The organism is Streptomyces sp. NPDC058678 (genome assembly GCF_042714835.1).
Taxonomy (GTDB): domain Bacteria; phylum Actinomycetota; class Actinomycetes; order Streptomycetales; family Streptomycetaceae; genus Streptomyces.
The window spans coordinates 261,446-284,177 of sequence record NZ_JBHXSG010000003.1; the positions used below are offsets into that span (position 1 = coordinate 261,446).

The following is a 22,732-nucleotide window of genomic DNA, read 5'->3' on the forward strand; positions in this document are numbered from 1 at the left end:
TTACCCGCACAGCCCTACCCAGCAGTCGCGGCGGCAGACGTACAGAGAGGTACAACGTGCCTCTCCTCACATTCTGTTCCGGCGCCGTATCTCCAGATTGGGGCAAAGGCCGCACGACGGCAACGGGGTCCGGATGCCTTCGGGGGCGCGTGAACCGGGCGCTCGGAGCCGGTCGATAGACGGGGTGTGAGACTGTTCCGCCCCATGGGGGGCCACCGGGAGAAGGACGAGGGAAACTCCGACGAGGCGGACGAGGCCGACGCGACGCTCCTGCGCGCGGTCGCGGCCGGGGACTCCGCGGCGATGGCCGAGCTGTACGACCGGCACGCGGGCTGGCTGCACGCCCGGCTGACCCGGCGCTGCGCCGACGCGGAGGTCGTGCGCGAGGTGCTCCAGGACACGTTCGTCACGGTGTGGCGGTCGGCGGCCGGGCATCGCGGCGAGGAGGCCGGCGGCTGGCTGTGGACCATCGCCGCGCGGCGCCTGGTCGACGCGCGGCGGGCGCACGAGCGGGCCTCGCGGCTGCAGACGGCACCGATCGACTCGCCGACCGGCGAGACCCACGCCGGGTACGCGTCGGCGCCGTCCGCGGAGGACCGGGTGCTGGCAGCCCTGGAGTACGGCGACGTCGGCACCGCCCTCGACCGGATCTCCCCCGAGCTGCGCGAGGTGCTGCGCGCCACGGTCGTCGACGGGCTGACCACCCGCGAGACGGCCCGGCTGCTCGGCATCCCCGAGGGCACCGTGAAATCCCGCGCGATGCGCGCCCGCGCGGAGCTGCGCGCGGCCCTCGCCCAGTTGAACCCGTCACCGATGGGAGGCCCGGCATGACCGGCTGGCACGCGTCCGACGACCTGGTCACCCGCTACGGCGACGGCACCCTGCCGGAACCGGACGCCTGGTCCCTGGAGAAACACCTGGAGAGCTGCGGCCGATGCGCGGCCCGCGTGTCGCGGGCGGTGCGGGAGACGGCGGCGGGGGTCGTGCTCGCCGAGGTACGCGACACGGTCCTGCGCGCGGCGCCGGCCTACGCACGGGAGGCGGTGCCGGGGGGTGCCGCGCGCCGGCCGGCGAAGACGGCGCCCAACGCACCCCGGACCACAGCCGCAGCCGCGCCCGGACCGGCACCCGCGGCACAGCCCAGGCAAGTACCCGCGACCGGACCCGGACACGCCCCCACAGCCGGGCCCGAGCCCACACGCACACCGGCCCTGGGAGGCGCCTCGGGCAGCCCGGCGAAGACGGCGCCCAACGCACCCCGGACCACAGCCGCAGCCGCACCCGGACCGGCACCCGCGGCACAGCCCAGGCAAGTACCCGCGACCGGACCCGGACACGCCCCCACAGCCGGGCCCGAGCCCACACGCACACCAGTCCTTGGGGGCGGACCGGGGAAGGCGGCGTCCCACGTGCGTCGGGCGGCAGTCGCGGCCCGGCCCGGACGGGCCCCCGGGGCGGTGCCCGCGTCCGCGACTCCGGCCGCGACTCCGGCCCCGGCGCGTGCTACACCGGCCCCCTCCCACCCCTTCGCCCGGGCCCGCCTCCGGCTCCCCCGACACCTCGGCCTCCCCGTCGGCTCCCGTCTCACCCGCGTCCTCTGGGCCGCCGGTCCCGCCGTGCGCGGTGCCTGGCTGCCGGCCGTGCTGCTCGTGGCGTTCGGGGCGGTCGCCCTCGCGTACGGTGCCGACTTCGCCGGCGCCCGGCCCCTGCTGCTGGCGATCGCGCCCGTCGTGCCGGTGGCCGGGGTCGCCCTGTCCTACGGATCGCACGCCGATCCGCTGCACGAGATCGCCGCGTCCACGCCGTCCGCGGGGCTGCGGCTGGTGCTGACGCGGACGGCCGCCGTGCTGGCGGTGAGTCTGCCGCTGCTGACCCTCGCCGGGGTGCTGGTGCCGTCCTCGGGTGCCCCGGGCGCGGCCGCCTGGCTGCTGCCGGGGCTCGCGCTGACGCTGGCCTCGCTGACCCTGGCCGGCCACATCGGCTGGCGGGCGGCGACGGCCGTGACCGGCGGCGGCTGGCTGTCCGCCGTCCTCGCCCCGGCGCTCGTCGCGCCCGGCGGCCGACTGACGGCCCGTCTGTCCGAGCAGCTCGCGTACTGCCTCGACGGCGCTCCGGCGCAGGGCGGCTGGGCGGCGGCGGCCGTCCTGTGCGCCGTACTGCTGGCCGCCCGCCGTCCCGCCCACGACCGCCTGGAGAGACCGTGAACACGGCCGCGCGCTCCTCGCGAACCACGTCTGGAGAAACGTTGAGCACGATACGAGTGACCGGGCTGCACGTCCGGCACCGCAGGACCGTCGCCCTCGACTCGGTGGACCTCGACTTCGGCCCCGGCGTGCACGGGCTGCTCGGGCCGAACGGGGCGGGCAAGACCTCGCTGATCCGGGTCCTCGCCACGGTCGCGGTACCGGCCGACGGCCGGGTGGAGCTGCTCGGGGACGACGTCCGCGACCACCGGCGGCGGGCCGCGGTGCGGCGGCGGCTGGGCTATCTGCCGCAGGAGTTCGGCTACTACCCGGGCTTCACCGTGCGGGAGTTCGTCGCGTACGTGGCCTGGCTGAAGGAGATGCCCGCGGCCGCGACCCCGGCCGCCGTCGAACGGGCCGTCGCCCGGGTCGGTCTCGCCGACCGCGTCGACGCGAAGGTCAGGACGCTGTCCGGCGGCATGGTCCGCCGGGTAGGCATCGCGCAGGCCATCGTCAACGACCCCGACGTCCTGCTGCTCGACGAGCCGACCGCCGGTCTCGACCCGGAGCAGCGCGTGGAGTTCCGCGAGCTGCTGCGCGAGCTGGGCGCCTCCTCCACCGTCATCGTCTCCACGCACCTGGTGGAGGACGTGGCGGCGGCCTGCACGGAGGTCACCCTCGTCGAGGCGGGCCGGGTCGCCTACCGCGGCACCCCCGAGTCGCTGGCCGCGCTCGGCGAGTCGGCGGGCGGCGCCGGCGACAACCCGATCGAGCGCGGCTACACGGCGGCCCTGCGCGCCCACCGCGCGTCCACCGCACCGGCCCCGACGCTGGAGGGGACGGCGCGATGACCCTCGTGGCGGAGGGAAGACCGGAGAGCTCGCCGCACCCCCTGCGCGCCGAGGTCGTCCGCGGCTTCGGCCCCTGGGCGGGAGCCGCCGTCCTGCTGACGCTCACGGTCACGTTGGCCGTCAACTCGACGCAGTGGCAGGGCGGCTGGGCCGAGACCCGTGAGCAGCTGCACACCGCGGCCGGGCTGCTGGGTGTCCCGATGGCCCTGGCCGCGGGCTGCTGGCAGGGCGGACGCGAGCGCCGACGCCGTACCGAGGAGCTGATGGCGACGGCCGCGCGCGGGCCGTTCGCCCGGCTGCTGGCGTCGGCGCTGCCACTGGTGCTGTGGGTGGTCGCCGGGTACGCGGTCGCGGTCGTTCTCGCACTGCTCGCCACGTGGTACTGCGCCACGGGCGACACGCCGTACCTGGTCGTGCCGCTCACGGACGCGTTCGTGCTGGCGGCTGCCACCGTGGCCGGCCAGGTCGTGGGGTTGCTGGTGGCCTGGCGGCTGACGGCACCGCTGCTGGCGGTGGGCGCGTACGTCCTCCTCGGTGTCCTGTCGTACGACGGCCGCGGCGGCCTCGCCCCTCTGTCGCCCGTCGTCGACGGCGTGACCACCACGGTCCCCGTGTGGTGGCAGCCGGTGGCGATGATGGTGTGGACGGGCGGTCTGGCGGTCGCCGCGGTCCTCGCGTACGCGGCCCGTCATCGCTCCGTCGCCCTGCTGCCGCTGGCCGCCGCGACCGCCGCAGGCGTGCTGCTGGTGCAGACCGGGGACGGCCTGTGGCACACGAACCCGATCGCCCGCCGTCAGGTGTGCGACACCTCCACCACCCCGCAGATCTGTGTGAACGCCCGCTACGCAGGGCTTCTGCCACAGGTCAGCGACGCCCTGTCCGGGCTCACCGGTCGTCTGGAGGGCGTACAGAACCTACCGGTGCGGTTCGAGGACCGGCCGGGCCGGCCGGCGCGGGACGAGGCGGAGACGCCGATGCTCGCGCCGATCGGCTGGGCCGTCGTACGGGGTCGGCTCACCGATCCGAAGCAATATGCATGGGAGGCCGGGACGGCGCTGTACGGCCGGGTCGAGTGCGACGAGGTGGACGTGCGGCTGCGGCGGATCGACGACGCCGTCGGGCACTATCTGGCGCCCCGACCGAGGGAGAAATACTTCGACGAGGACCTCGCCAGGAGAAGCGAGGCCGATCGCGCCGAGTACGAGGCCCGGCTCGCGGCCCGCGCCCGGCTGAAGGCGATGGACGAGCAGGAGCGCCGCGCCTGGCTGTCCGAGTACTTCGCGACGGCGGACGAGTGTACGCCGAGCGGGGTGCCGGCGCTGTGAGCGAACTCTCCGTGCTCCACGGCCGCTCGCGCGCCGCCGGAGTGCTTCTCTACGCCCGCTCGCGCACCGTCCCGCGCGCCCTCGCCGTGCTCTTCGCCACGGCCGGGCTCGCCGTGTGGGCGGCGCACGGGCTGGACGCCTACGTGGATCCGGAGCGGCGGGTGCCGGTCGTGGCGCTGGCCCCGCTGTTCGCCGCCGCGGTGATCGGGTCGAGCCTGTACACCGCGTCCGACGAGCTGGACCGTACGGCCGTACACCCCTGGTGGCGGCGGCGTCTGGCACATCTCCTGACCCTCACGGTGCTTGCCGCGGCCCTCCTGTCGGTGGCGGTGCTCGGGCACGCGTCCGTGTTCGGGCCGCCCGCGATGATCCGCAACACGCTCGGCTCCGCGGGCCTCACCGCGGCCGCGGCCGCCCTGCTCGGCGCCCGGCTGAGCTGGCTGCCGGCCTTCGGCTACGTCAGCGCGGTGTATCTGGGGGCGGCCGGTGCGCAGGGGCGCGCGAGCACGGTGTGGGCCTGGCCGGTGCAGCCCGGCTCGGAGGCGGGCGCCTGGGCCGCGGCGCTGGTGGCCTGCGGGGTGGGCGGGGCGCTGTACGTCGTGCGGGGGGCGCGGGCGGAGGAGGCGCGCTCCTGAAGGGCCCCACGTACGGGACGTGGGGCCGTCACTGACAGCGGATATGCGAAAGCCCGGATCGATGTCAGGCGGAAATGCCCTCGATCCGGGCCAAGGCGTCGTCGGCGCCGTATGGCTGCAAGTACGGCATCCAGCGCGGATCCCTGTGGCCGGTCCCGATGATGCGCCAGGCCAGGCCGGTGGGAGGGGCGGGTTTGTGGCGCAGCCGCCAGCCGATCTCGACGAGATGGCGGTCGGCTTTCACGTGGTTGCAGCGGCGGCACGAGGCCACCACGTTGTCCCAGACGTGCTTGCCCCCACGGCTGCGCGGGATGACGTGGTCGACGCTGGTTGCGACGCCACCGCAGTACATGCACCGGCCCCCGTCACGGGCGAACAGCGCCCGCCGGGTCAGAGGAACGGGCCCCCGATAGGGAACCCGGACGAATCGCTTGAGCCGGACCACGCTGGGTGCGGGGACTGTGACGGTCGCGCTGTGCATGAAGGCGCCGGACTCCTCGAGGCACACGGCCTTGTTCTCGAGGACGAGGATGAGCGCGCGGCGGAGCGGTACGACGCCGAGGGGCTCGTACGACGCGTTCAGGACCAGGACATGCGGCACGGATGGCCTCCTTGGACGCCGGCGGCGCGTGGCTCGCGCCGGGACGATTTCGTAGTCAGTGTCCCCTCATGCCTGGTGGAAGCGCCACCATGTCCCCGTAACGGGCTGGGAGTGTTTTCGACCACATCTGGTTCCTCCCCAGGGTCATGAGTTGTTCATCCCACCTGTTCATCCCCAGGTGAAAGCCGTCTCTCCCCCGAACATTGCAACGATCCACACACGATGCCCCGATAGTGTGGTGGGTCTGCCCCACCGGTGACCTTTCCGTGACCTTGAACCACGACTGGACGACCTTGACCGCTGCCGGAGGGGCGGACCGCTGCACTGGAGGTACCTGCCGTGTCCTTGTCCGCCGTCCTACTGGCCGCCGGTCCGTCGCCGTCGCCGTCTCCCTCCGAGACGCCGACCACTCCGGCGGTGCCGTCGCTCGAGGATGCTCAGGAGAGCGCGACGAACGCCGCGAGCTGGATCGAGCAGAACTGGTCCACCTGGCTGGCGATCGGCCTGAGAGTCCTGCTGATCCTGGTCATTGCAGCGGTCCTGAGAGTCGTGGTGCGGCGGGCGATCACCAAGCTGATAGACCGGATGAACCGCTCGGTGCCGGTCGACGGCAGCCCGCTCGGCGGCCTGCTGGTGAACGTGGAGCGCCGCCGCCAGCGTTCCCAGGCGATCGGCTCGGTGCTCCGCTCGGTCGCGAGTTTCCTGATCCTCGGCACCGCGGCCCTGATGATCCTCGGCACCTTCGAGATCAACCTCGCCCCGCTGCTGGCGTCCGCCGGTGTCGCGGGCGTGGCGATCGGTTTCGGCGCGCGGAACCTGGTGACGGACTTCCTGTCCGGCGTCTTCATGATCCTTGAGGACCAGTACGGCGTCGGCGACACCATCGACGCGGGCGTGGCCGCGGGCGAGGTCATCGAGGTGGGCCTGCGCGTCACGAAGCTGCGCGGCGACAACGGCGAGATCTGGTACGTCCGCAACGGCGAGGTCAAGCGCATCGGCAACCTCTCCCAGGGCTGGGCCACGGCCGGCGTCGACGTCACCGTCCGCTCGGGCGAGGACCTCGACAAGGTGCGGCGGACCCTGAACGAGGTCGCCGAGAAGATGAGCAAGGAAGAGCCCTGGAACGAGCTGCTGTGGGGCCCGATCGAGGTCCTCGGCCTGGACAGCGTCCTGCTCGACTCGATGGTCGTCCGCGTCTCCGCCAAGACGATGCCCGGCAAGGCCCTCACCGTCGAACGCGAACTGCGCTGGCGCATCAAGCACGCCTTCGACGCGGCGGACATCCCGATCGTCGGCGGCGCGGCCGTCCTTGCGGCCGAGGACCCGGACGCCGACCCGACGGCGGGCATGGCGCCCCCGTCGGCGTACTCCAACACGTCGTCACCACAGGCCCAGGCGGCTACGCCGCTGACGCCGCCGAGCGTGGCGAAGTAGGGGACACACGAGAGGGGGCGCCCGGATCTTGCCGGGCGCCCCCTCTCGGCTTGTCGCATTCCGGCCACGCCCGGCAGCCGCCCCATCACCGCGACACCCCGGCAGGTAACGACTGTGTTGCCTCGGCGGCGGTCTCTTGACGACTGCTTCACGCCAGTCCTATGGTCCAGACCACCAGACAGGAAACCTTCCTAACAATCACCCCGAGATGGACTTCCCGGCGTGATCACTGGGAACCTGGACGACGGAAAGGCAGGTGTCGACCCATGGCAGGAACCGCCGGTACGCCGGGCACCCCGCGCGTCCTGCGCGCCATGAACGACCGTGCCGCCCTGGACCTCCTGCTGGAGCACGGGCCGCTGTCCCGCACCCGGATCGGCAAGCTCACCGGCCTGTCGAAGCCGACCGCGTCCCAGCTCCTGGCCCGCCTGGAGGCATCCGGGCTGGTCCTTGCCACCGGCACCAGCGAGGGCCGCCCGGGGCCCAACGCCCAGCTGTACGAGGTCAACGCGGCCGCCGCGTACGCCGCCGGGCTCGATGTCACCCCCGAGCGCGTCCGCGCCGCCGTCGCCGACATCACCGGCCGCACAGTGGGGACGTACGAGCTCCCGACCCCGGGGCGGCGTCCCACACAGCCCGTCGTCCGACAGGTCACCGACGCCCTGGACGGCGCGGTCAAGGCGGCCGGGCTCGCCCGTGGTGACGTGCACCGGCTCGTCATCGGCACCCCCGGCGCCTTCGACCCCAACACCGGCCGACTGCGCTACGCCTCCCACCTGCCGGGCTGGCACTCCCCCACGCTGCTCGACGAACTCGCCGCCGCCCTGCTGATGCCGGTCGAGTACGAGAACGACGTGAACCTCGTGGCGGTGGCCGAGCAACGGCTCGGCGCGGCCCGCGGCCACGCCGACTTCGTCCTGCTGTGGAACGAGGGCGGCCTCGGCGCCGCCCTGGTCCTCGGCGGCCGGCTGCACCGCGGCTGGACCGGCGGCGCCGGCGAGGTCGGCTTCCTTCCGGTGCCGGGCACCCCCCTGGTCCGGCAGGTCAGCAAGGCCGGCAGTGGCGGCTACCAGGAGCTGGCCGGCTCGCAGGCGATCCCCAAGCTGGCCCGCGAACTCGGCGTCCGGAACATCCCGTCGGGCCCGTACGCCGAGGTCGCCGCCGCCCTCGTCGCCCGCGCCGCCGAGGCCGACGACGGTCCGCACCGGCGGCTGCTGGAGGCGTACGCGACGCACCTCGCCACCGGTCTCGCCTCCCTCGTCTCGGTCCTCGACCCCGAACTCGTCGTCCTCAGCGGCGCCTCGCTCACCTGTGGCGGGGAACCGCTGCGCGCCCTCGTCCAGGCCGAACTGGAGGAGCTGGCCGCGGCCCGGCCCCGGCTCGTCGTCGGCGACGTCCGGGAACACCCCGTGCTGCGCGGCGCGCTGGAGAGCGCGCTCGCCGCCACCCGCGACGAGGTCTTCGACACCTCGCGCTGAGTTCCAAGCCCCCTCGCCAAAAGCCCCGCACGCTCGGACACCCACCACCCTTGCCCCGCCCTGCCCTAGGGAGACCCCGTCATGCCCGGAATGTCAAGAAACGTCGCGCTCGCTGCCGCCGCCTCCGTGGCCCTCCTCGCCACCGCCTGCACCGGCCGGTCCGGCTCCGACGCGAGCGACGACGCCGCCAAGGAGACGACCCTCAACTTCTGGCACGCCTGGAGCGCGCCCGCCGAGGTGAAGGCCGTGAAGGCGCTGGTCGCCGGCTTCGAGAAGGCGCACCCCGCCATCCACGTCAACGTCGTCGGCAACATGACCGACGACAAGATGAACCAGGCGCTCCGGACGGGCGGCGACAAGGCGCCCGACGTGATCTCGTCGTTCACCACCAACAACGTGGGCAAGTTCTGCTCGTCGGGGGCGCTGGTCGATCTCAACCCCCTCTTCGAGAAGTCGGGGATCGACCCGGAGAAGACCTTCCCGAAGGCGATGAACGAGTACACCCAGTTCGACGGGAACCGGTGCAGTGTCCCGCTGCTGGGCGACGCCTACGGCCTCTACTACAACAAGACCGCCTTCGAGAAGGCGGGCATCGACAGCCCGCCGAAGACCTGGTCCGAATTCGAGACCGACGCCAAGAAGTTGACGATCGACGACGGCGACAGCTACAAGCAGCTCGGTTTCATGCCGAACTACCACGGCTGGGAGACCACGACCGAGCACTATCTCGGGCAGTTCTCCCCCACGTACTTCGACTCCAGCGGCAAGTCGAACCTCGCCAAGGACCCCGCCTTCGAGGCCGGATTCACCCTCCAGAAGAAGCTCGTCGACGAACTCGGCGGTTATAAGCGGCTGGAGAAGTACCGCTCCACCCTCGGCGACGAGTGGGGCCCCAAGCACCCCTTCCAGACCGGTCAGGTCGCCATGCAGCTAGACGGCGAGTGGCGCCTGGGCATGGCCCTGGACGCCAAGCCGGACTTCGAGGTCGGTGTGGCCCCGCTGCCGGTCCCCGACGACCAGGCCGACCAGTACGGCAAGGGCTACATCACCGGCACCATCGCCGGAATCGCCGCCACCAGCAAGAAGCAGAACGCGGCCTGGGAGCTGGTCAAGTACATCACCACGGACACCGACGCGGTGGTGAACTTCTCCAACGCCATCCACAACGTGCCGTCCACACTGGCTGCCCTCAAGTCGCCGGACCTGAAGTACGACCCGCGCTTCAAGACGTTCCTGGACATCGCCGCGAACCCGAACTCCACGACGTCCCCGGCCTCCGTCAACGGCGGCGTGTACCTCGCGACGATCCAGAACTTCGGGTACGAGTACGAGAGCGGCAAGGCCAAGGACCTCAAGGCGGGCCTTGCGAGCACGGCAGAGCAGATCGACACGGACATCGCACAGGCCAAGTGATGAGCACGCTCACCCTGTCGTCGAAGCGCCGCCCGTCCGGCCTCGCAGCGAAGCAGCGGAAGCAGGCACTTCGCACCCTCGCCTTCATGTCGCCCTGGCTGATCGGCTTCGCGGTCTTCTTCGCGTACCCGCTGATCTCGACGGTCTACTTCTCGTTCATGCACTACGACGGCTTCAAGCCGCCGACGTGGAGCGGGACGAAGAACTGGACGTACGTCTTCGAGCACTATCCCCTCTTCTGGCCCGCCCTGCGCAACACCCTGTGGCTAGTCCTGATCATGGTCACCCTCCGGGTCGCCTTCGGTCTCGGCGTCGGCCTCCTGATCACGAAGATCAAGACGGGCACGGGTGTCTTCCGCACCCTCTTCTACCTGCCGTACCTGGCCCCGCCGGTGGCGGCCACCATGGCCTTCGCCTTCCTGCTCAACCCCGGGACCGGACCGGTCAACTCGATCCTCGAAGGCATCGGCCTCCCGGCCCCCGGCTGGTTCAACGACCCCTCGTGGTCCAAGCCGGCCCTCACCCTGCTCGCCCTGTGGGGCATCGGCGACCTGATGGTCATCTTCATGGCCGCGCTGCTCGACGTGCCACGGGAGCAGTACGAGGCCGCCGAGCTGGACGGCGCGTCGGCCTGGCAGCGGTTCCGGTTCGTCACCCTGCCGAACATCTCGCCGATCGTGATGTTCGCCGTGGTCACCGGTGTGATCCAGGCGATGCAGTACTACGCGCAGCCGCTCATCGCCGGAAAGGTCGCCTCGGGCGTGATCCAGGGCGCCGGCACCCAGTTCGAGCCCGGCTATCCGGACAAGTCGACACTCACCCTCCCCCAGCTCGTCTACAACCTCGGCTTCCAGCGCTTCGACTACGGCTCCGCCTGTGTGGTGGCCCTGGTGCTCTTCGCCCTGTCGATGGCGTTCACCGCGTTGCTGATGCGGCGCCGGGGCGGTCTCATCCAGGCAGGTGACTGACCATGACCCAAGTACTCGACAGGCCCGTGGAGTCGAAGGCCCCGACCTCGCCCGCCGAGCGCACGGCCCGCCGCAGGTCCGCACTGGAATGGGTCGCGATCCACTCCCTCGGCGTCGCCGCGGCCCTGTTCTTCACCCTCCCCTTCGTGTTCGTCTTCCTGACCTCGCTGATGAGCGACTCCCAGGCCCTCAGCCGCGATCTGGTCCCGCACACCTGGGAGTGGGGCAACTACGCCAAGGTCTTCGACACGCCCGGCTTCCTGACCTGGTGGAAGAACACCCTGCTGTACGCGGGCGCGGGCACCGTTCTCACCGTGGTGTCGTCGATCCCCGTGGCGTACGCCCTGGCCAAGTTCCGCTTCCGGGGCCGCAATCTGTCCCTGATGCTGGTGATCTCGATGATGATGCTGCCGCCCCAGGTGGTCGTCATCCCGATGTACCTGTTCTGGGCGAAGCAGCTGGACCTGTCGGGCACGCTGTGGCCGCTGATCATCCCGATGGCGTTCGGTGACGCGTTCTCCATCTTCCTGCTGCGGCAGTTCCTGACGACCATCCCGAACGAGTACCTGGACGCGGCGAAGGTGGACGGCTGCGGGGAACTGCGCACGCTGCTGAAGGTGGTCCTGCCGATGGCCAGGCCGGGCATCGCCGCGGTCGCCCTCTTCCAGTTCTTCTACGCGTGGAACGACTACTTCGGCCCGCAGATCTACGCGTCCGAGAACCCGGGCGCCTGGACCCTGAGTTACGGCCTGGAGTCGTTCAAGGGCGCCCACCACACCGACTGGAACCTCACCATGGCCGCGACCGTGCTGGTCATGGCCCCCGTGATCCTCGTCTTCTTCTTCGCCCAGAAGGCGTTCGTCGAGGGCGTCACCCTCACCGGAGTAAAGGGTTGACCCAGACATGAAACTCACCGTGGTCGGCGGAGGCTCGACCTACACACCCGAACTCATCGACGGCTTCGCCCGTCTGCGGGACACCCTGCCCATCGAGGAACTGGTCCTCGTGGACCCGGCGGCGGACCGTCTGGAGCTGGTGGGCGGTCTGGCCCGGCGGATCTTCGCCCGGCAGGGCCACGACGGCCGGATCGTGACGACCGCCGACCTCGACGCGGGCGTCGAAGGCGCCGACGCCGTGCTGCTGCAACTCCGCGTCGGCGGCCAGGCCGCCCGACAGCAGGACGAGACGTGGCCCCTGGACTGCGGCTGCGTCGGCCAGGAGACGACCGGCGCGGGCGGCCTCGCCAAAGCGCTGCGCACGGTCCCGGTGGTCCTCGACATCGCGGAACGGGTCCGTCGTACGAACCCCGACGCGTGGATCATCGACTTCACCAACCCGGTCGGGATCGTGACCCGCGCCCTGCTCGAGGCCGGCCACAAGGCGGTCGGCCTGTGCAACGTGGCGATCGGCTTCCAGCGGAAGTTCGCGGGGATGCTCGGCGTCACACCCGGGGAGGTCCACCTGGACCACGTGGGGTTGAACCACCTCACCTGGGAGACCGGCGTACGCCTGGGCGGCCCGGAGGGCGAGGACGTCCTGCCCGGGCTGCTGTCCGAGTACGGCGACCCGATCGCCGCCGACCTGCACCTGCCCCGCCCGCTCCTGGACCGCCTCGGCGTGGTCCCGTCGTACTACCTGCGCTACTACTACGCGCACGACGAGGTCGTACGGGAACTGCGCACCAAACCGTCCCGGGCGGCCGAAGTGGCGGCCATGGAGCGGCAGTTGCTGGAGATGTACGCCGATCCGGCCCTGGACGAGAAGCCGGCACTCCTCGCCAAGCGGGGCGGCGCCTACTACTCGGAGGCGGCCGTCGACCTGGCGGCCGGGCTCCTCGGCGGGGGAGGCAGCCCCTACCAGGTGGTGAACACGTACAACCGGGGCACGCTGCCGTTCCTCCCGGACGACGCCGTCATCGAGGTACAGGCCGCGGTCGGCCACAAGGGCGCGACGCCGCTGCCCGTGCCGGCCGTGGACCCGCTCTACGCGGGCCTGATGGCGCAGGTGACGGCCTACGAGGAGCTGGCGCTGGAAGCCGCGCTGCGGGGTGGCCGCGACCGGGTGTTCCGGGCGCTGCTCGCTCACCCCCTCATCGGCCAGTACGAGTACGCCGAGACCCTGACCGACCAGCTGATCGCACACAACCGGGAGCATCTCGCGTGGGCCTGACCGCAAGTGTCCTCGCCGTCGACGCGGGCAACAGCAAGACCGACGTCGCGGTCGTGGCGGCCGACGGAACCGTCCTCGCCACGGCCCGCGGCGGCGGGTTCCGGCCGCCCGCGGTGGGCGTGGAGGCGGCGGTGGACAAGGTGGCGGAGGCGGTGACGCGGGCGTTCACCACCGCCGGGGTCGTGGCGGTCGACCACGTCTCCGCGTGCCTGGCCAACGCCGACTTCCCCGTCGAGGAGGAGCAGTTGGCGGCCGCGCTGCACGCGCGCGCGTGGGGAGCGGGTACGGAGGTCCGCAACGACACGTTCGCCGTGCTGCGGGCGGGCGTCACCGAGCCGCGCGGGGTGGCCGTCGTCTGCGGCGCCGGCATCAACTGCGTCGGCATGCGCCCCGACGGCCGCACCGCCCGCTTCCCCGCCCTGGGCCGCGTCTCCGGGGACTGGGGCGGTGGCTGGGGCCTCGCCGAGGAGGCCCTGTGGCACGCCTCCCGCGCGGAGGACGGCCGCGGGCCTGCCACCGCCCTCGCCCACACCCTCCCGGCCCACTTCGGCCTGCCCTCCGTGTACGCCCTCGTCGAGGCGCTCCACCTGGAGCACATCGCCCCGGCCCGCCGCCACGAGCTGACACCGGTCCTGTTCGCCACGGCCGCCTCCGGCGACGCCGCGGCCCGAGGCCTCGTCGACCGCCTCGCCGACGAGGTGGTGACCATGGCGACGGTGGCACTGACGCGGCTCGACCTGCTGGAGGAGGAGACACCGGTGCTGCTGGGCGGCGGTGTCCTGGCCGCCCGCCATCCCCAACTGGACGACGGCGTACGTGACCTGCTGGCGGCCCGCGCTCCGAAGGCCGTACCCCAGGTGGTGACCGCGAGTCCGGTACTGGGCGCGGCCCTGCTGGGTCTGGACCGGGTGGGGTCGCCCCCGGAGGTGCAGGCCCGGGTGCGGGCCTACTTCGAGGCCTGAGCCCGGACGGCCGCGAGCAGGGCGCCGACCAGGCCGGCGACGGGCGTGCCGTCGCCGACGTCGAGGCGCGTCAGGCCCAGGTCGTCGACCGCCTCCACCATGAGCGTCTGGTAGCGGACGGTCCGCGCCAGGAACGTGTCCATGAGCAGGCGTTCGCTCTCACTCGCCCGGTCGTGGCCACCGGACGCGTGCACGCGCGTGCGGAGGACGGCCTCGTCCGCGGTGAGCCACACGGCAGCCGTGTACGGGGCCTCCAGCCGCGCGACGAGGGCGGGCCAGAGGGCAGAGCCTTCGAGCACCAGGCCCGCGCCGGGGGTGCTGTCGGCGGCGCTGGTGCGGATCAGCTCCTCCACCCGCGGCCACAGCCGCTCGTAGTGGCCGAGAACCGACGCGATCAGCTCGTCGACCGTGAGGGAGGAGTAGTGGTCGGCGACGTGGGCCGGGACCTCCCGCTCCGGTGTCCGCCAGGGCCGTCCCGGATGCCGTGCCAGGCCGTCCGTCGAGACGTGCGCGAACCCGAGCCGGGCCGCCAGTGCCCGGGCGGCGGTCGACTTGCCCACGTGCGACGTCCCGCCGATCAGTACCACCCGCGCACCACCCATGCCGGCGACATTACGCGGGCGCCCCACGAGGGAACCGAACCGATTCTGCCGGCGTATTCATGGGCAGGGGGTGGTGCGGGGAAGCGGTCGCACCGCCGGAGGCCCACGCTGCGATCCGATCAAGATCCAGCCAAGGCCGATGCGGATGTCGGTCCCGGCAGCGATACTTGCCGCGACGGATGACCATGGGGGAGGTCAACAGTGACACACCCGCCGAAAAGCAGCGCGGCGCCACCACCGGGCTCCGGTGTGCCCACGATGCCGGCGGTTCCGCCGCAGCCGGGCGGGCCGGTGCCGTCGGTGCGCCACGGCGACCCCGCCCGGACCGGAAGTCCGGGCCGACCCGTTCCTTCCGCCCCGCCCGAGCAGCCCCGCCGTACCGCCTTCGCGGAGGGCGTCGACCAGCTGCGGGCCGCCGCCACCACCGAGCCCGGCCGGCTGCGCATCATCGGCGCCGTCCTGGCCCTGCTCGTCGTCACGTTCGGTGCCGTCACCGCCTGGCAGATGGCCGACCGGTCGACCGCCGCCGACGACGTGCTGAACAAGAGCCAGCCGCTCAGCTCGGCGGCGGCCGACATCTACCGCTCGCTCGCCGACGCCAACACCGCCGCCTCCAGCGGCTTCCTGGCCGGCGGCCAGGAGACGGCCGCCTCTCGCGACACGTACGAGAAGGACATCGACGCCGCCGCCGAGGGGCTGGTCCAGGCCGCCGCCAACTCCGACCCCGACTCACCGGCCGCGGCGACGGTGACCAAGCTGAACCGGCTGCTGCCGGAGTACAAGGGCCTGGTCGAGCGGGCGCGGACGTACAACCGCCAGGGCTTCCCGGTCGGCGGCGCCTATCTGCGGTACGCCAACGAGAAGATGCAGGGGCAGATGCTCCCGGCGGCCGAGGATCTGTACAAGAAGGAGAACGAGCGCCTGCGCGCCGACTACTCCGACGCCACGCCCTACCCCTGGGCGGCGATCGGCCTCGGCGTCCTCGCGCTCGCCGCGCTCGGCGGGGCCCAGCACCGCAGCTACCGGCGCACCAACCGCGTCCTGAACCACGGCCTGGTCGCCGCCACCGCCACCTCCACGGTGGTCCTGCTCTGGCTGGTCGTCGGCCACAGCGTCGCCCGCGCGGCCCTCGACGACTCCTACGACCACGGCGTCCGCTCGCTGAACGTCCTGCACGACGCCCGCATCGCCTCCCTGAAGGCCCGCGGCAGCGAGAACCTGACCCTGGTGGCCCGCGGCGCCGAGACGGTCGAGGTGGGCGGCAAGACCTACGACGCCTACGACCACGACTTCGGCGGGGAGATGAACACCCTCGCCAAGCGCCTCGCCGCGGCCGAGAAGCTCGCCGACGACAAGACGGGCGAGCAGCCGGTCACCGCGGCCGTCGGCAACATGACCGAGTGGAAGAAGCGCCACACCGCGGCCCGCGCCGAGGACGAGAACGGCAACTACCAGGCGGCGCTGGACCGGGTGATCGGCGCCAAGGGCGCGACCGGCGAGTGCTTCGACAGCGTCGACGCGAACCTCGCGAAGGCGATCGCACACGAGAACGTCGAGTTCGAGCAGGCGGCCGGTGACGGCGTGGACGCGATGACCGGGCTGACGGTGGGGGCGGCCGTCCTCGCGGTCCTGGGCGCGGCCGGCGCGGTGCTCGGCATCGGCCGCAGGCTGTCGGAGTACCGGTGAGAGGGGGCGTGACGATGCGGCGGTTGACGCGAGGGCGACGGCTGAGGACCGGCCTGAGGGGCTGGGGCGGTGTGGGCGCGATGGCGGTCGTCTGCGCCCTGGCGGTGACGTTCGTGATGCTGCTGCCGCTGATCGAGTCGCACGGCGACGGCAGCACGGGCACGGGCGGCGCGGGCCTCGCGTACGGCAGCCAGGCCCGCGCCGAAGGGGGCTGCACCACGGCCGAGATGGCGAAGGCCCCCGAGAAGCAGACGCTGTCCCCGTCGACCGCGGACGGCAGCACCATCGAGGAGATCAAGAAGCGCACGGGCGAGAAGCGCAAGCTGATCGTCGGCGTCGACCAGAACAGCTACCGCTGGGGCTACCGCGACCCCAACAGCGGCCAGGACGCGGCCCTCGAGGGCTTCGACATCGACCTGGTCCACCGCATCGCCCAGGACATACTCGGTGACCCGAACGCGGTCCAGTTCAAGGCGATCCCCACCGACCAGCGGATCCCGGCGATCAAGGACGGCCGGGTCGACATGGTCGTCCGTACGATGACGATCAACTGCAACCGACTGAAGGATGTCGCCTTCTCCGCGCCCTACTTCAAGACCGGTCAGCAGGTGCTGGCCCCCAAGTCCTCGAAGATCACCGGGTACGACGGCTCGCTCGCCGGGCAGCGGATCTGCACGGCGAAGGGCTCCACCGCCAACACCAAGCTGGTCAACGACAAGCAGGCGGGCGACCTCGTCGCCTCCGCCGACCTGAGGACCACGGTTCCCAACCAGCTCGACTGCCTGGTGCGGCTCCAACTCGGCGAGGTGGACGCCGTGGTGACCGACGGCGCGCTCGCCGCGAGCCAGGCCGCGCAGGACCCGACGGTCATGCTGAAGGGCGAGCCCTTCACCACCGAGTACTACGGCGTGGCGATGGAGAAGAGCGCCGACGATCTGGTACGCCGGGTCAACCAGGTTCTGGTGGACTACCGCAAGGACACCGCGAACGGCTGGCAGGCGTCGTACGACAGGTGGCTTTCGGCGACACTGGGGAAGGACTCCTCGACGTCGGAACCGCCCGCACCGCAGTACCTGCGCAAGAGCTGACGCACATCGGCCGCGGTCATCGACAGCCCACTCCTACGGACCCTTCAGACGACTGACCCGAAACACGACGCAGCGAGAGGTGATCGATGGGCGTCACGGACCCCGCCGGGCCGGTGATGGACCGGGACGAGGTGGACCGTGCGCTGGCGCGGCTCGGCGCGGAGCACGAAGCCATCGAGACCTCGCTCCTCGCCCTGCAGGACCACGCGGGCCGCAGGCTCCTCGAAGGCGCCGAGCTCACCGGCGTGACCAAGGAGCGCTGGCAGGCCGCGGAGGCGTCGATCACCCTGCTGTGGGCGTACTTCGATTCCTACACCGACGCGTTGCGCTCCGCCCGTGACATCCGCGCCCGGCGCCGCTGGTCCAGCCGGGAGGACCTGTTGGAGCTGACCGAGCTGCTGCGCGGCGAGTCCGTCACGGTCGCCGGATCCGCCACGGCGACGGCCAACGCGCCGACCCTGCACGGCGGTCCGAGCAAGCTCAGCGAACGGTTCTCGCTGGTCACGCTCGTGGACCGGATGAACGAGCTGTACGCGACCTCGCTGGACATGGTCGTCGCCGCCGACGCCGTCTGGTCGGCGCTGCCCGCGCGTATCGATCTCCTGGCCGCCGAGCTCCAGCGCACCCTCCGGCTCGCGCACTCCGTCGGCGTACGCCCCGGTGAGCATCACGCGGGCGACGACCTGGAGCGCATCACGCGCACGCTGACGACACTGCGCGAGCAGGTCGTGTCCGACCCGCTGGCGTACTGGGTCCCGACGCCGGGCAGTTCGGCACCCGGCGGCGGCAAGCCCGACACCACGGTGTACGACCGTGAGGCGCGCGCCCTGGAGGACGTACGGCGGGAGATCGACGCCGTGCTGACGGTCCGGCAGGACGCGGAGGCCCGGCTGGTCAAGCTGCGGGACGTCCTCTCGCGCGCGGACCGCACCCTCGCCGAGGCCCGCCTCGCGCGCGGTGAGGTCCTCGCGAAGATCGCCGCGACGGAGGTGCCGGTGGTCAGCGGCCCGCCGACCGTGCTGCAGGAGCAGCTGGCGACGGCCGCCGAGTACCGCAGACACGCCCAGTGGCACCGCCTCTCACCGCTCCTGGAGTCCCTGGAGCAGAAGGCGGAGGACGAACTGCTGCGCGCCCGCGAGTCGTTGACCGCGGTCACCCAGCCCCTGGCGGTCCGCGCGGAGCTGCGCGGCCGCCTCGACGCGTACAAGGCGAAGGTCGCCCGGCACGGCCTCGCGGAGGACTCCCTCCTCGTGGAGCGGTACGACGCGGCCCGCCGCATGCTGTGGAGCGCGCCCTGCGACCTGCGCGTCGCCGAACAGGCCGTGCTGCGCTACCAGCACGCGGCGGCCGAACTGCTCGCCGCCCCGCGGGTGCCGGAGCCGGGCGGGCCACAGGACCGTGGAGGGCCCGGAGCATGAGCGACAGAAGGGGGACGGCGTCGTCATGAGTCAGGCACAACAGCCCTGCCAGCGGCCCGGCTGCGAGGGGGCGTACGAGGACGTCGGCGGCGGTGAGCTGTACTGCGACACGTGCGGTCTCGCCCCGGTCGTCTCCAAGACCGGCATGGTCGGCTCGCCGCCCACCGGGATCACCGCCGGCGGCCGGGGCTCCAGGGGCTCCTCCGGCAGCGGCAGTTCCCGCTCCAGCAGCCGCAGTTCCCGTACGTCGTCGCAGTCGGCGAAGTCACGGCGCTCGGTGTCGGGCCGGCTGTCGCGCTCGGTGTCCGGCCGGTCCACGGGCCGCTCGGTGTCGGTGCGCAGCTCCGGCTCCGGCACCGGGTCGTCCTCCCGGGGCCGGCTGGGCGCGGGCCTGGTCGAGGTGCCGGGCGTGCCGCGGCCCGACCCGCGCGCGATGGTCCTGGACAACCCGGAGGTGCCCGAGCGCAAGCGGTTCTGCTCGCGTTCCGACTGCGGGGCGCCGGTGGGTCGCTCGCGCGGTGAGCGGCCGGGGCGCACGGAGGGCTTCTGCACGAAGTGCGGCCACCCGTACTCCTTCGTCCCGAAGCTGAAGGCCGCCGACGTCGTGCACGGCCAGTACGAGGTCGCGGGCTGTCTGGCGCACGGCGGGCTCGGCTGGGTCTACCTCGCCGTGGACCGCGCGGTCTCCGACCGCTGGGTGGTCCTCAAGGGCCTGCTCGACACCGGCGACCAGGACGCGATGGAGGCCGCGATCTCCGAGCGGCGCTTCCTCGCGGAGATCGAGCACGCCAACATCGTGCGGATCTACAACTTCGTCGAGCACCTCGACCAGCGGACGGGATCGCTGGACGGGTACATCGTCATGGAGTACGTCGGCGGCAAGTCCCTCAAGGAGATCGCCAACGCCCGCCGCACGCCCCAGGGCAAGCGGGACCCGCTGCCGGTGGAGCAGGCGTGCGCGTACGGCATCGAGGCCCTGGAGGCCCTCGGGCACCTGCACAGCCGCAACCTGCTGTACTGCGACTTCAAGGTCGACAACGCGATCCAGACCGAGGACCAGCTCAAGCTGATCGACATGGGCGCGGTGCGCAGGATGGACGACGACGAGTCGGCCATCTACGGCACGGTGGGCTACCAGGCGCCCGAGGTCGCGGAGGTCGGCCCGTCCGTGGCGTCCGACCTCTACACGGTCGCCCGCACCCTCGCCGTCCTCACCTTCGACTTCCAGGGCTACACGAACGTCTTCGTGGACTCCCTCCCGGACCCCGACAACATCGAGGTCTTCCGCCAGTACGAGTCCTTCTACCGGCTGCTGGTCCGCGCCACCGACCCGGATCCGGCCCGCCGGTTCGCCTCCGCGCAGGAGATGGCGGAACAGCTGACGGGCGTCCTGCGCGAGGTCGTCTCGCTGCAGTCGGGGCGGGCCCGCCCGGCCCTGTCGACGCTGTTCGGGCCCGAAGTGCGGGTCACCGACGCGGAGTTGTTCCCGAAGCTGGACGGCGAGGTGTCGCGGCTGGGGGCACGGGCCGTGCCCACCCGGCGGCGGCGTTCCTCCGCAGCCTCCCTGCTGCCCGCCGCCGCCCCGCCCCTTCCCGCCGGCAGCGCAGCGGCCGTTGCTCCCGGCCTGGTCAAGCCGGTCGACGCCGCCGCCGGCGCGCTCGGCCTGCCGGTGCCGCACGTCGATCCGTCCGACCCCAACGCCGGGTTCCTCGCCGGTCTGATGACCACCGCGCCGGCCGAGCTGCTGGGGGCGATCGCCGCCGCTCCGGCCCGGTCGACCGAGACGCGGCTGCGGCAGATCCGGGCCTGGCTGGAGAACGGCGACGCGCACACCGCGCACCAGGCGCTGCTGGACCTGGAGAAGGAGCGGCCCGACGACTGGCGGGTCGTCTGGTACCGGAGCGTCGCGGCGCTCGTGGCCGGCGACCACGAGGCCGCCGCGCTCGGTTTCGACGCGATCTACGACGCGTTCCCCGGCGAGATCGCCCCCAAGCTGGCCCTCGGCCTGTGCGCGGAGGTCCTCGGGCAGCTCGACAACGCCGCCGAGTACTACCGCCTCGTGTGGTCGACCGACCCCAGCTATGTGAGCGCCGCCTTCGGCCTGGCCCGCGTCCAGCTCGCCACCGGCGACCGGCAGGGGGCCGTGCGGACGCTGGAGTCGGTTCCGGAGTCGTCCATCCACTACACGGCCGCACGCGTGGCGGCCGTACGGGCACGGCTGCGGCAGCGCACCGCGGTCGCTTCCGACGTACTCTTCCTGGACGATCTGACGGCGGCCGCCGGACAGGTCGAGGCCCTGGAGGCGTACGGTCTGGACCCGGCGCGGCGTGAGCAGTTGTCCGCGGAGGTCTTCGGCTGTGCGCTGGACTGGATACTCTCCGGTGGCCAGGGTTCCGCCCCTCCCCCTGCCGCCGGGGGGCGGGTACTGCTCGGCAGTGGCCTGGACGAGCGGGGTCTGCGCTTCGGCCTGGAGCGTTCGTACCGCACGCTGGCCCGGCTGGCGTCGGGCGGCGAGGAGAGGATCGACCTGGTGGAACGTGCCAACCGTTACCGCCCCCGGACATGGGTGTAGTTGATGTCGCAGATGCCCCAGCAGACCGCCCTGTCGAGGTGTCCGAGCTGCGAGGAGCCCCTCGAGTCGGGTGACCGCTTCTGCGGTGCGTGCGGATACGACCTGTCCGCCGTACCGGCGCCGCCGGGCGACCACCCGACCATCGCCATGAACGGCGGCACGCCGCCCCCGCCGGTCGGCGCACCCGCCGTGCCGCCGCAGTCGCCGCTCGCGGGCTCACCGCAGCCGCCGTTCACCGGCTCCCCGATCTCCCCCGCCTCGGGGGTACGGTTCGACCGGGCGCCGGAGCCCGACGAGTACCCCCTGCAGGCACCGGACCCGCGCGTGACCGCCGACGTGCCCACCCCGCCCGAGGGCGTCAAGGTGTGCGTGGCGTGCCGGGCGGGCCGGGTCGACAGCGACGGCTACTGCGAGAACTGCGGGCACGCCCAGCCTCGGGAGCGCGACCACATGGAACAGGACATCGGCCCGGTGGCCGCCGTGAGCGACCGCGGTCTGCGGCACCACCGCAACGAGGACGCGTTCGGCCTCGGCTGCGCCGCGCTGCCCGACGGCTCGGCCGCGGTCGTGGCGATCGTCTGCGACGGCGTGTCCTCGGCGACCCGCCCCGACGACGCCTCGCTGGCCGCGTCCCGTGCGGCGACCGAGACCCTGCTGGCCGCGCTGCCGCACGGCACGCACCCGCAGCAGGCCATGCACGACGCGATCATCGCCGCCTCGCAGGCGGTCAACGCGCTGGCCGAGGAGCCCGCCACGGCCCGCGAGCACGCCCCGCACCAGAACGCCCCCGCCTGCACCCTCGTCGGCGCGGTGGTGACGTCCGGGCTGCTGGTCGTCGGCTGGGTCGGCGACAGTCGCGCCTACTGGGTGCCGGTGGACCGCAGCGCTCCCCCGGCCCGGCTCACCGAGGACGACTCGTGGGCCGCGCAGATGGTCGCCGCGGGCCTGATGAACGAGGCGGAGGCGTACGCCGACGAGCGTGCCCACGCGATCACCGGCTGGCTCGGCGCGGACGCCTACGAACTGGAGCCGCACACCGCTTCCTTCAAGCCCGACCGGCCCGGTGTGGTGGTGGTGTGCACCGACGGTCTGTGGAACTACGCGGAGGCGGCCGAGGAGATGGCCGAGGTCCTGCCGGTGGACGCCGCCGTGCGCCCTCTGCACAGCGCCCGCGTCCTGGTCGGCCACGCCCTGGACGGCGGGGGCCACGACAACGTAACAGTGGCCGTCGTGCCGTTCCCGGCCCCGCCGCAGGGGGCAGGATCGGCCTGAGGGCCGCACGCGGGGAAGTTTCGGGCGGGCCGGAGGGGACCGGTCCGTCCACAGTCGTCGCCCGCCTCGGCGGGA

General features: G+C 72.5%; 19 protein-coding genes. 17 read left to right on the forward strand and 2 right to left on the reverse strand.

The window, feature by feature from the left end:
* Nucleotides 1-204: 204 nt before the first annotated feature.
* From ACFWWR_RS05535 to ACFWWR_RS05555, 5 genes are read left to right on the forward strand one after another with little or no spacing between them, the layout of a single operon-like run.
* A complete protein-coding gene (locus ACFWWR_RS05535) occupies nucleotides 205-831 on the forward strand; it encodes an RNA polymerase sigma factor (RefSeq protein WP_383874391.1) in 627 nt (208 codons plus the stop codon).
* The gene (locus ACFWWR_RS05540) at nucleotides 828-2,204 is read left to right on the forward strand and encodes a zf-HC2 domain-containing protein (protein WP_384302081.1); all 1,377 of its coding nucleotides are present in this window, start codon (nucleotides 828-830) and stop codon (nucleotides 2,202-2,204) included. Before ACFWWR_RS05535 ends, ACFWWR_RS05540 begins: the two co-directional genes overlap by 4 nt.
* 41 nt (nucleotides 2,205-2,245) lie before the next feature.
* Nucleotides 2,246-3,034, forward strand: a complete 789-nt coding sequence (locus ACFWWR_RS05545) for an ABC transporter ATP-binding protein (RefSeq protein ID WP_384302083.1) — start codon at nucleotides 2,246-2,248, stop codon at nucleotides 3,032-3,034.
* Entirely contained in the window at nucleotides 3,031-4,359 is a 1,329-nt protein-coding gene (locus ACFWWR_RS05550; protein WP_384302085.1) for a hypothetical protein, read from the forward strand. Before ACFWWR_RS05545 ends, ACFWWR_RS05550 begins: the two co-directional genes overlap by 4 nt.
* Complete coding sequence (locus tag ACFWWR_RS05555; protein WP_383874397.1) at nucleotides 4,356-4,994, forward strand: hypothetical protein; 639 nt, start codon at nucleotides 4,356-4,358, stop codon at nucleotides 4,992-4,994. The genes ACFWWR_RS05550 and ACFWWR_RS05555 overlap by 4 nt, the downstream gene beginning before the upstream one ends.
* Before the next feature lie 64 nt (nucleotides 4,995-5,058).
* Here the strand turns inward: ACFWWR_RS05555 and ACFWWR_RS05560 are convergent, their stop codons facing one another.
* Nucleotides 5,059-5,595: an HNH endonuclease gene (locus ACFWWR_RS05560; protein ID WP_053750340.1), complete on the reverse strand. Its 537-nt coding sequence runs from the start codon at nucleotides 5,593-5,595 to the stop codon at nucleotides 5,059-5,061.
* 339 nt (nucleotides 5,596-5,934) lie between these two features.
* Here ACFWWR_RS05560 and ACFWWR_RS05565 point away from each other — a divergent pair, with 339 nt between their 5' ends.
* The 7 genes from ACFWWR_RS05565 to ACFWWR_RS05595 all read left to right on the forward strand — a co-directional run bounded on the left by ACFWWR_RS05565 (nucleotide 5,935) and on the right by ACFWWR_RS05595 (nucleotide 14,019).
* Nucleotides 5,935-7,029, forward strand: a complete 1,095-nt coding sequence (locus tag ACFWWR_RS05565; protein WP_383874399.1) for a mechanosensitive ion channel family protein — start codon at nucleotides 5,935-5,937, stop codon at nucleotides 7,027-7,029.
* Between the two features lie 266 nt (nucleotides 7,030-7,295).
* Nucleotides 7,296-8,507: an ROK family protein gene (locus ACFWWR_RS05570; RefSeq protein WP_383874401.1), complete on the forward strand. Its 1,212-nt coding sequence runs from the start codon at nucleotides 7,296-7,298 to the stop codon at nucleotides 8,505-8,507.
* 81 nt (nucleotides 8,508-8,588) lie between these two features.
* Nucleotides 8,589-9,920 carry an ABC transporter substrate-binding protein gene (locus tag ACFWWR_RS05575; RefSeq protein ID WP_383874403.1) on the forward strand — a complete coding sequence of 444 codons (1,332 nt, stop codon included), beginning with the start codon at nucleotides 8,589-8,591 and terminating at the stop codon, nucleotides 9,918-9,920.
* Entirely contained in the window at nucleotides 9,920-10,888 is a 969-nt protein-coding gene (locus tag ACFWWR_RS05580; RefSeq protein ID WP_384302087.1) for a carbohydrate ABC transporter permease, read from the forward strand. The genes ACFWWR_RS05575 and ACFWWR_RS05580 overlap by 1 nt, the downstream gene beginning before the upstream one ends.
* Nucleotides 10,889-10,890: 2 nt before the next feature.
* Entirely contained in the window at nucleotides 10,891-11,784 is an 894-nt protein-coding gene (locus tag ACFWWR_RS05585; RefSeq protein ID WP_383874407.1) for a carbohydrate ABC transporter permease, read from the forward strand.
* A 7-nt stretch (nucleotides 11,785-11,791) separates the two neighbouring features.
* Nucleotides 11,792-13,057 (forward strand): 6-phospho-beta-glucosidase, encoded by a 1,266-nt coding sequence (locus ACFWWR_RS05590; protein ID WP_383874408.1) that lies wholly within the window; start codon nucleotides 11,792-11,794, stop codon nucleotides 13,055-13,057.
* Nucleotides 13,048-14,019, forward strand: coding sequence for an N-acetylglucosamine kinase (locus ACFWWR_RS05595; protein ID WP_383874410.1), 972 nt, complete (start codon nucleotides 13,048-13,050; stop codon nucleotides 14,017-14,019). Before ACFWWR_RS05590 ends, ACFWWR_RS05595 begins: the two co-directional genes overlap by 10 nt.
* Here the strand turns inward: ACFWWR_RS05595 and ACFWWR_RS05600 are convergent.
* Nucleotides 14,004-14,621, reverse strand: coding sequence for an AAA family ATPase (locus ACFWWR_RS05600; protein ID WP_384302090.1), 618 nt, complete (start codon nucleotides 14,619-14,621; stop codon nucleotides 14,004-14,006). The two genes, ACFWWR_RS05595 and ACFWWR_RS05600, sit on opposite strands and share 16 nt — an antisense overlap.
* Nucleotides 14,622-14,879: 258 nt before the next feature.
* On the opposite strand from ACFWWR_RS05600, the gene ACFWWR_RS05605 reads away from it, so the two are divergent.
* The 5 genes from ACFWWR_RS05605 to ACFWWR_RS05625 all read left to right on the forward strand — a co-directional run bounded on the left by ACFWWR_RS05605 (nucleotide 14,880) and on the right by ACFWWR_RS05625 (nucleotide 22,657).
* On the forward strand, nucleotides 14,880-16,307 hold the full coding sequence (locus ACFWWR_RS05605) for a hypothetical protein (RefSeq protein WP_384302092.1): 1,428 nt from the start codon (nucleotides 14,880-14,882) through the stop codon (nucleotides 16,305-16,307).
* A 14-nt stretch (nucleotides 16,308-16,321) separates the two neighbouring features.
* Nucleotides 16,322-17,395 carry a glutamate ABC transporter substrate-binding protein gene (locus ACFWWR_RS05610; RefSeq protein ID WP_384302094.1) on the forward strand — a complete coding sequence of 358 codons (1,074 nt, stop codon included), beginning with the start codon at nucleotides 16,322-16,324 and terminating at the stop codon, nucleotides 17,393-17,395.
* Nucleotides 17,396-17,481: 86 nt separating this feature from the next.
* Nucleotides 17,482-18,813 (forward strand): hypothetical protein, encoded by a 1,332-nt coding sequence (locus ACFWWR_RS05615; RefSeq protein WP_383874417.1) that lies wholly within the window; start codon nucleotides 17,482-17,484, stop codon nucleotides 18,811-18,813.
* A 25-nt stretch (nucleotides 18,814-18,838) separates the two neighbouring features.
* A complete protein-coding gene (locus tag ACFWWR_RS05620; RefSeq protein ID WP_383874418.1) occupies nucleotides 18,839-21,385 on the forward strand; it encodes a tetratricopeptide repeat protein in 2,547 nt (848 codons plus the stop codon).
* Nucleotides 21,386-22,657: a PP2C family serine/threonine-protein phosphatase gene (locus ACFWWR_RS05625; RefSeq protein WP_383874420.1), complete on the forward strand. Its 1,272-nt coding sequence runs from the start codon at nucleotides 21,386-21,388 to the stop codon at nucleotides 22,655-22,657.
* The last annotated feature ends 75 nt before the right edge of the window (nucleotides 22,658-22,732 follow it).

Bases quoted from the DNA above. Each gene is read 5' to 3' on its own strand.
- ACFWWR_RS05535 (WP_383874391.1), top strand. From the start codon at position 205: ATGGGGGGCCACCGGGAGAAGGACGAGGGAAACTCCGACGAGGCGGAC.
- ACFWWR_RS05540 (WP_384302081.1), top strand. From the start codon at position 828: ATGACCGGCTGGCACGCGTCCGACGACCTGGTCACCCGCTACGGCGAC.
- ACFWWR_RS05550 (WP_384302085.1), top strand. From the start codon at position 3,031: ATGACCCTCGTGGCGGAGGGAAGACCGGAGAGCTCGCCGCACCCCCTG.
- ACFWWR_RS05570 (WP_383874401.1), top strand. From the start codon at position 7,296: ATGGCAGGAACCGCCGGTACGCCGGGCACCCCGCGCGTCCTGCGCGCC.
- ACFWWR_RS05575 (WP_383874403.1), top strand. From the start codon at position 8,589: ATGCCCGGAATGTCAAGAAACGTCGCGCTCGCTGCCGCCGCCTCCGTG.
- ACFWWR_RS05580 (WP_384302087.1), top strand. From the start codon at position 9,920: ATGAGCACGCTCACCCTGTCGTCGAAGCGCCGCCCGTCCGGCCTCGCA.
- ACFWWR_RS05585 (WP_383874407.1), top strand. From the start codon at position 10,891: ATGACCCAAGTACTCGACAGGCCCGTGGAGTCGAAGGCCCCGACCTCG.
- ACFWWR_RS05590 (WP_383874408.1), top strand. From the start codon at position 11,792: ATGAAACTCACCGTGGTCGGCGGAGGCTCGACCTACACACCCGAACTC.
- ACFWWR_RS05600 (WP_384302090.1), bottom strand. From the start codon at position 14,621: ATGGGTGGTGCGCGGGTGGTACTGATCGGCGGGACGTCGCACGTGGGC.
- ACFWWR_RS05605 (WP_384302092.1), top strand. From the start codon at position 14,880: ATGCCGGCGGTTCCGCCGCAGCCGGGCGGGCCGGTGCCGTCGGTGCGC.
- ACFWWR_RS05610 (WP_384302094.1), top strand. From the start codon at position 16,322: ATGCGGCGGTTGACGCGAGGGCGACGGCTGAGGACCGGCCTGAGGGGC.
- ACFWWR_RS05615 (WP_383874417.1), top strand. From the start codon at position 17,482: ATGGGCGTCACGGACCCCGCCGGGCCGGTGATGGACCGGGACGAGGTG.
- ACFWWR_RS05620 (WP_383874418.1), top strand. From the start codon at position 18,839: ATGAGTCAGGCACAACAGCCCTGCCAGCGGCCCGGCTGCGAGGGGGCG.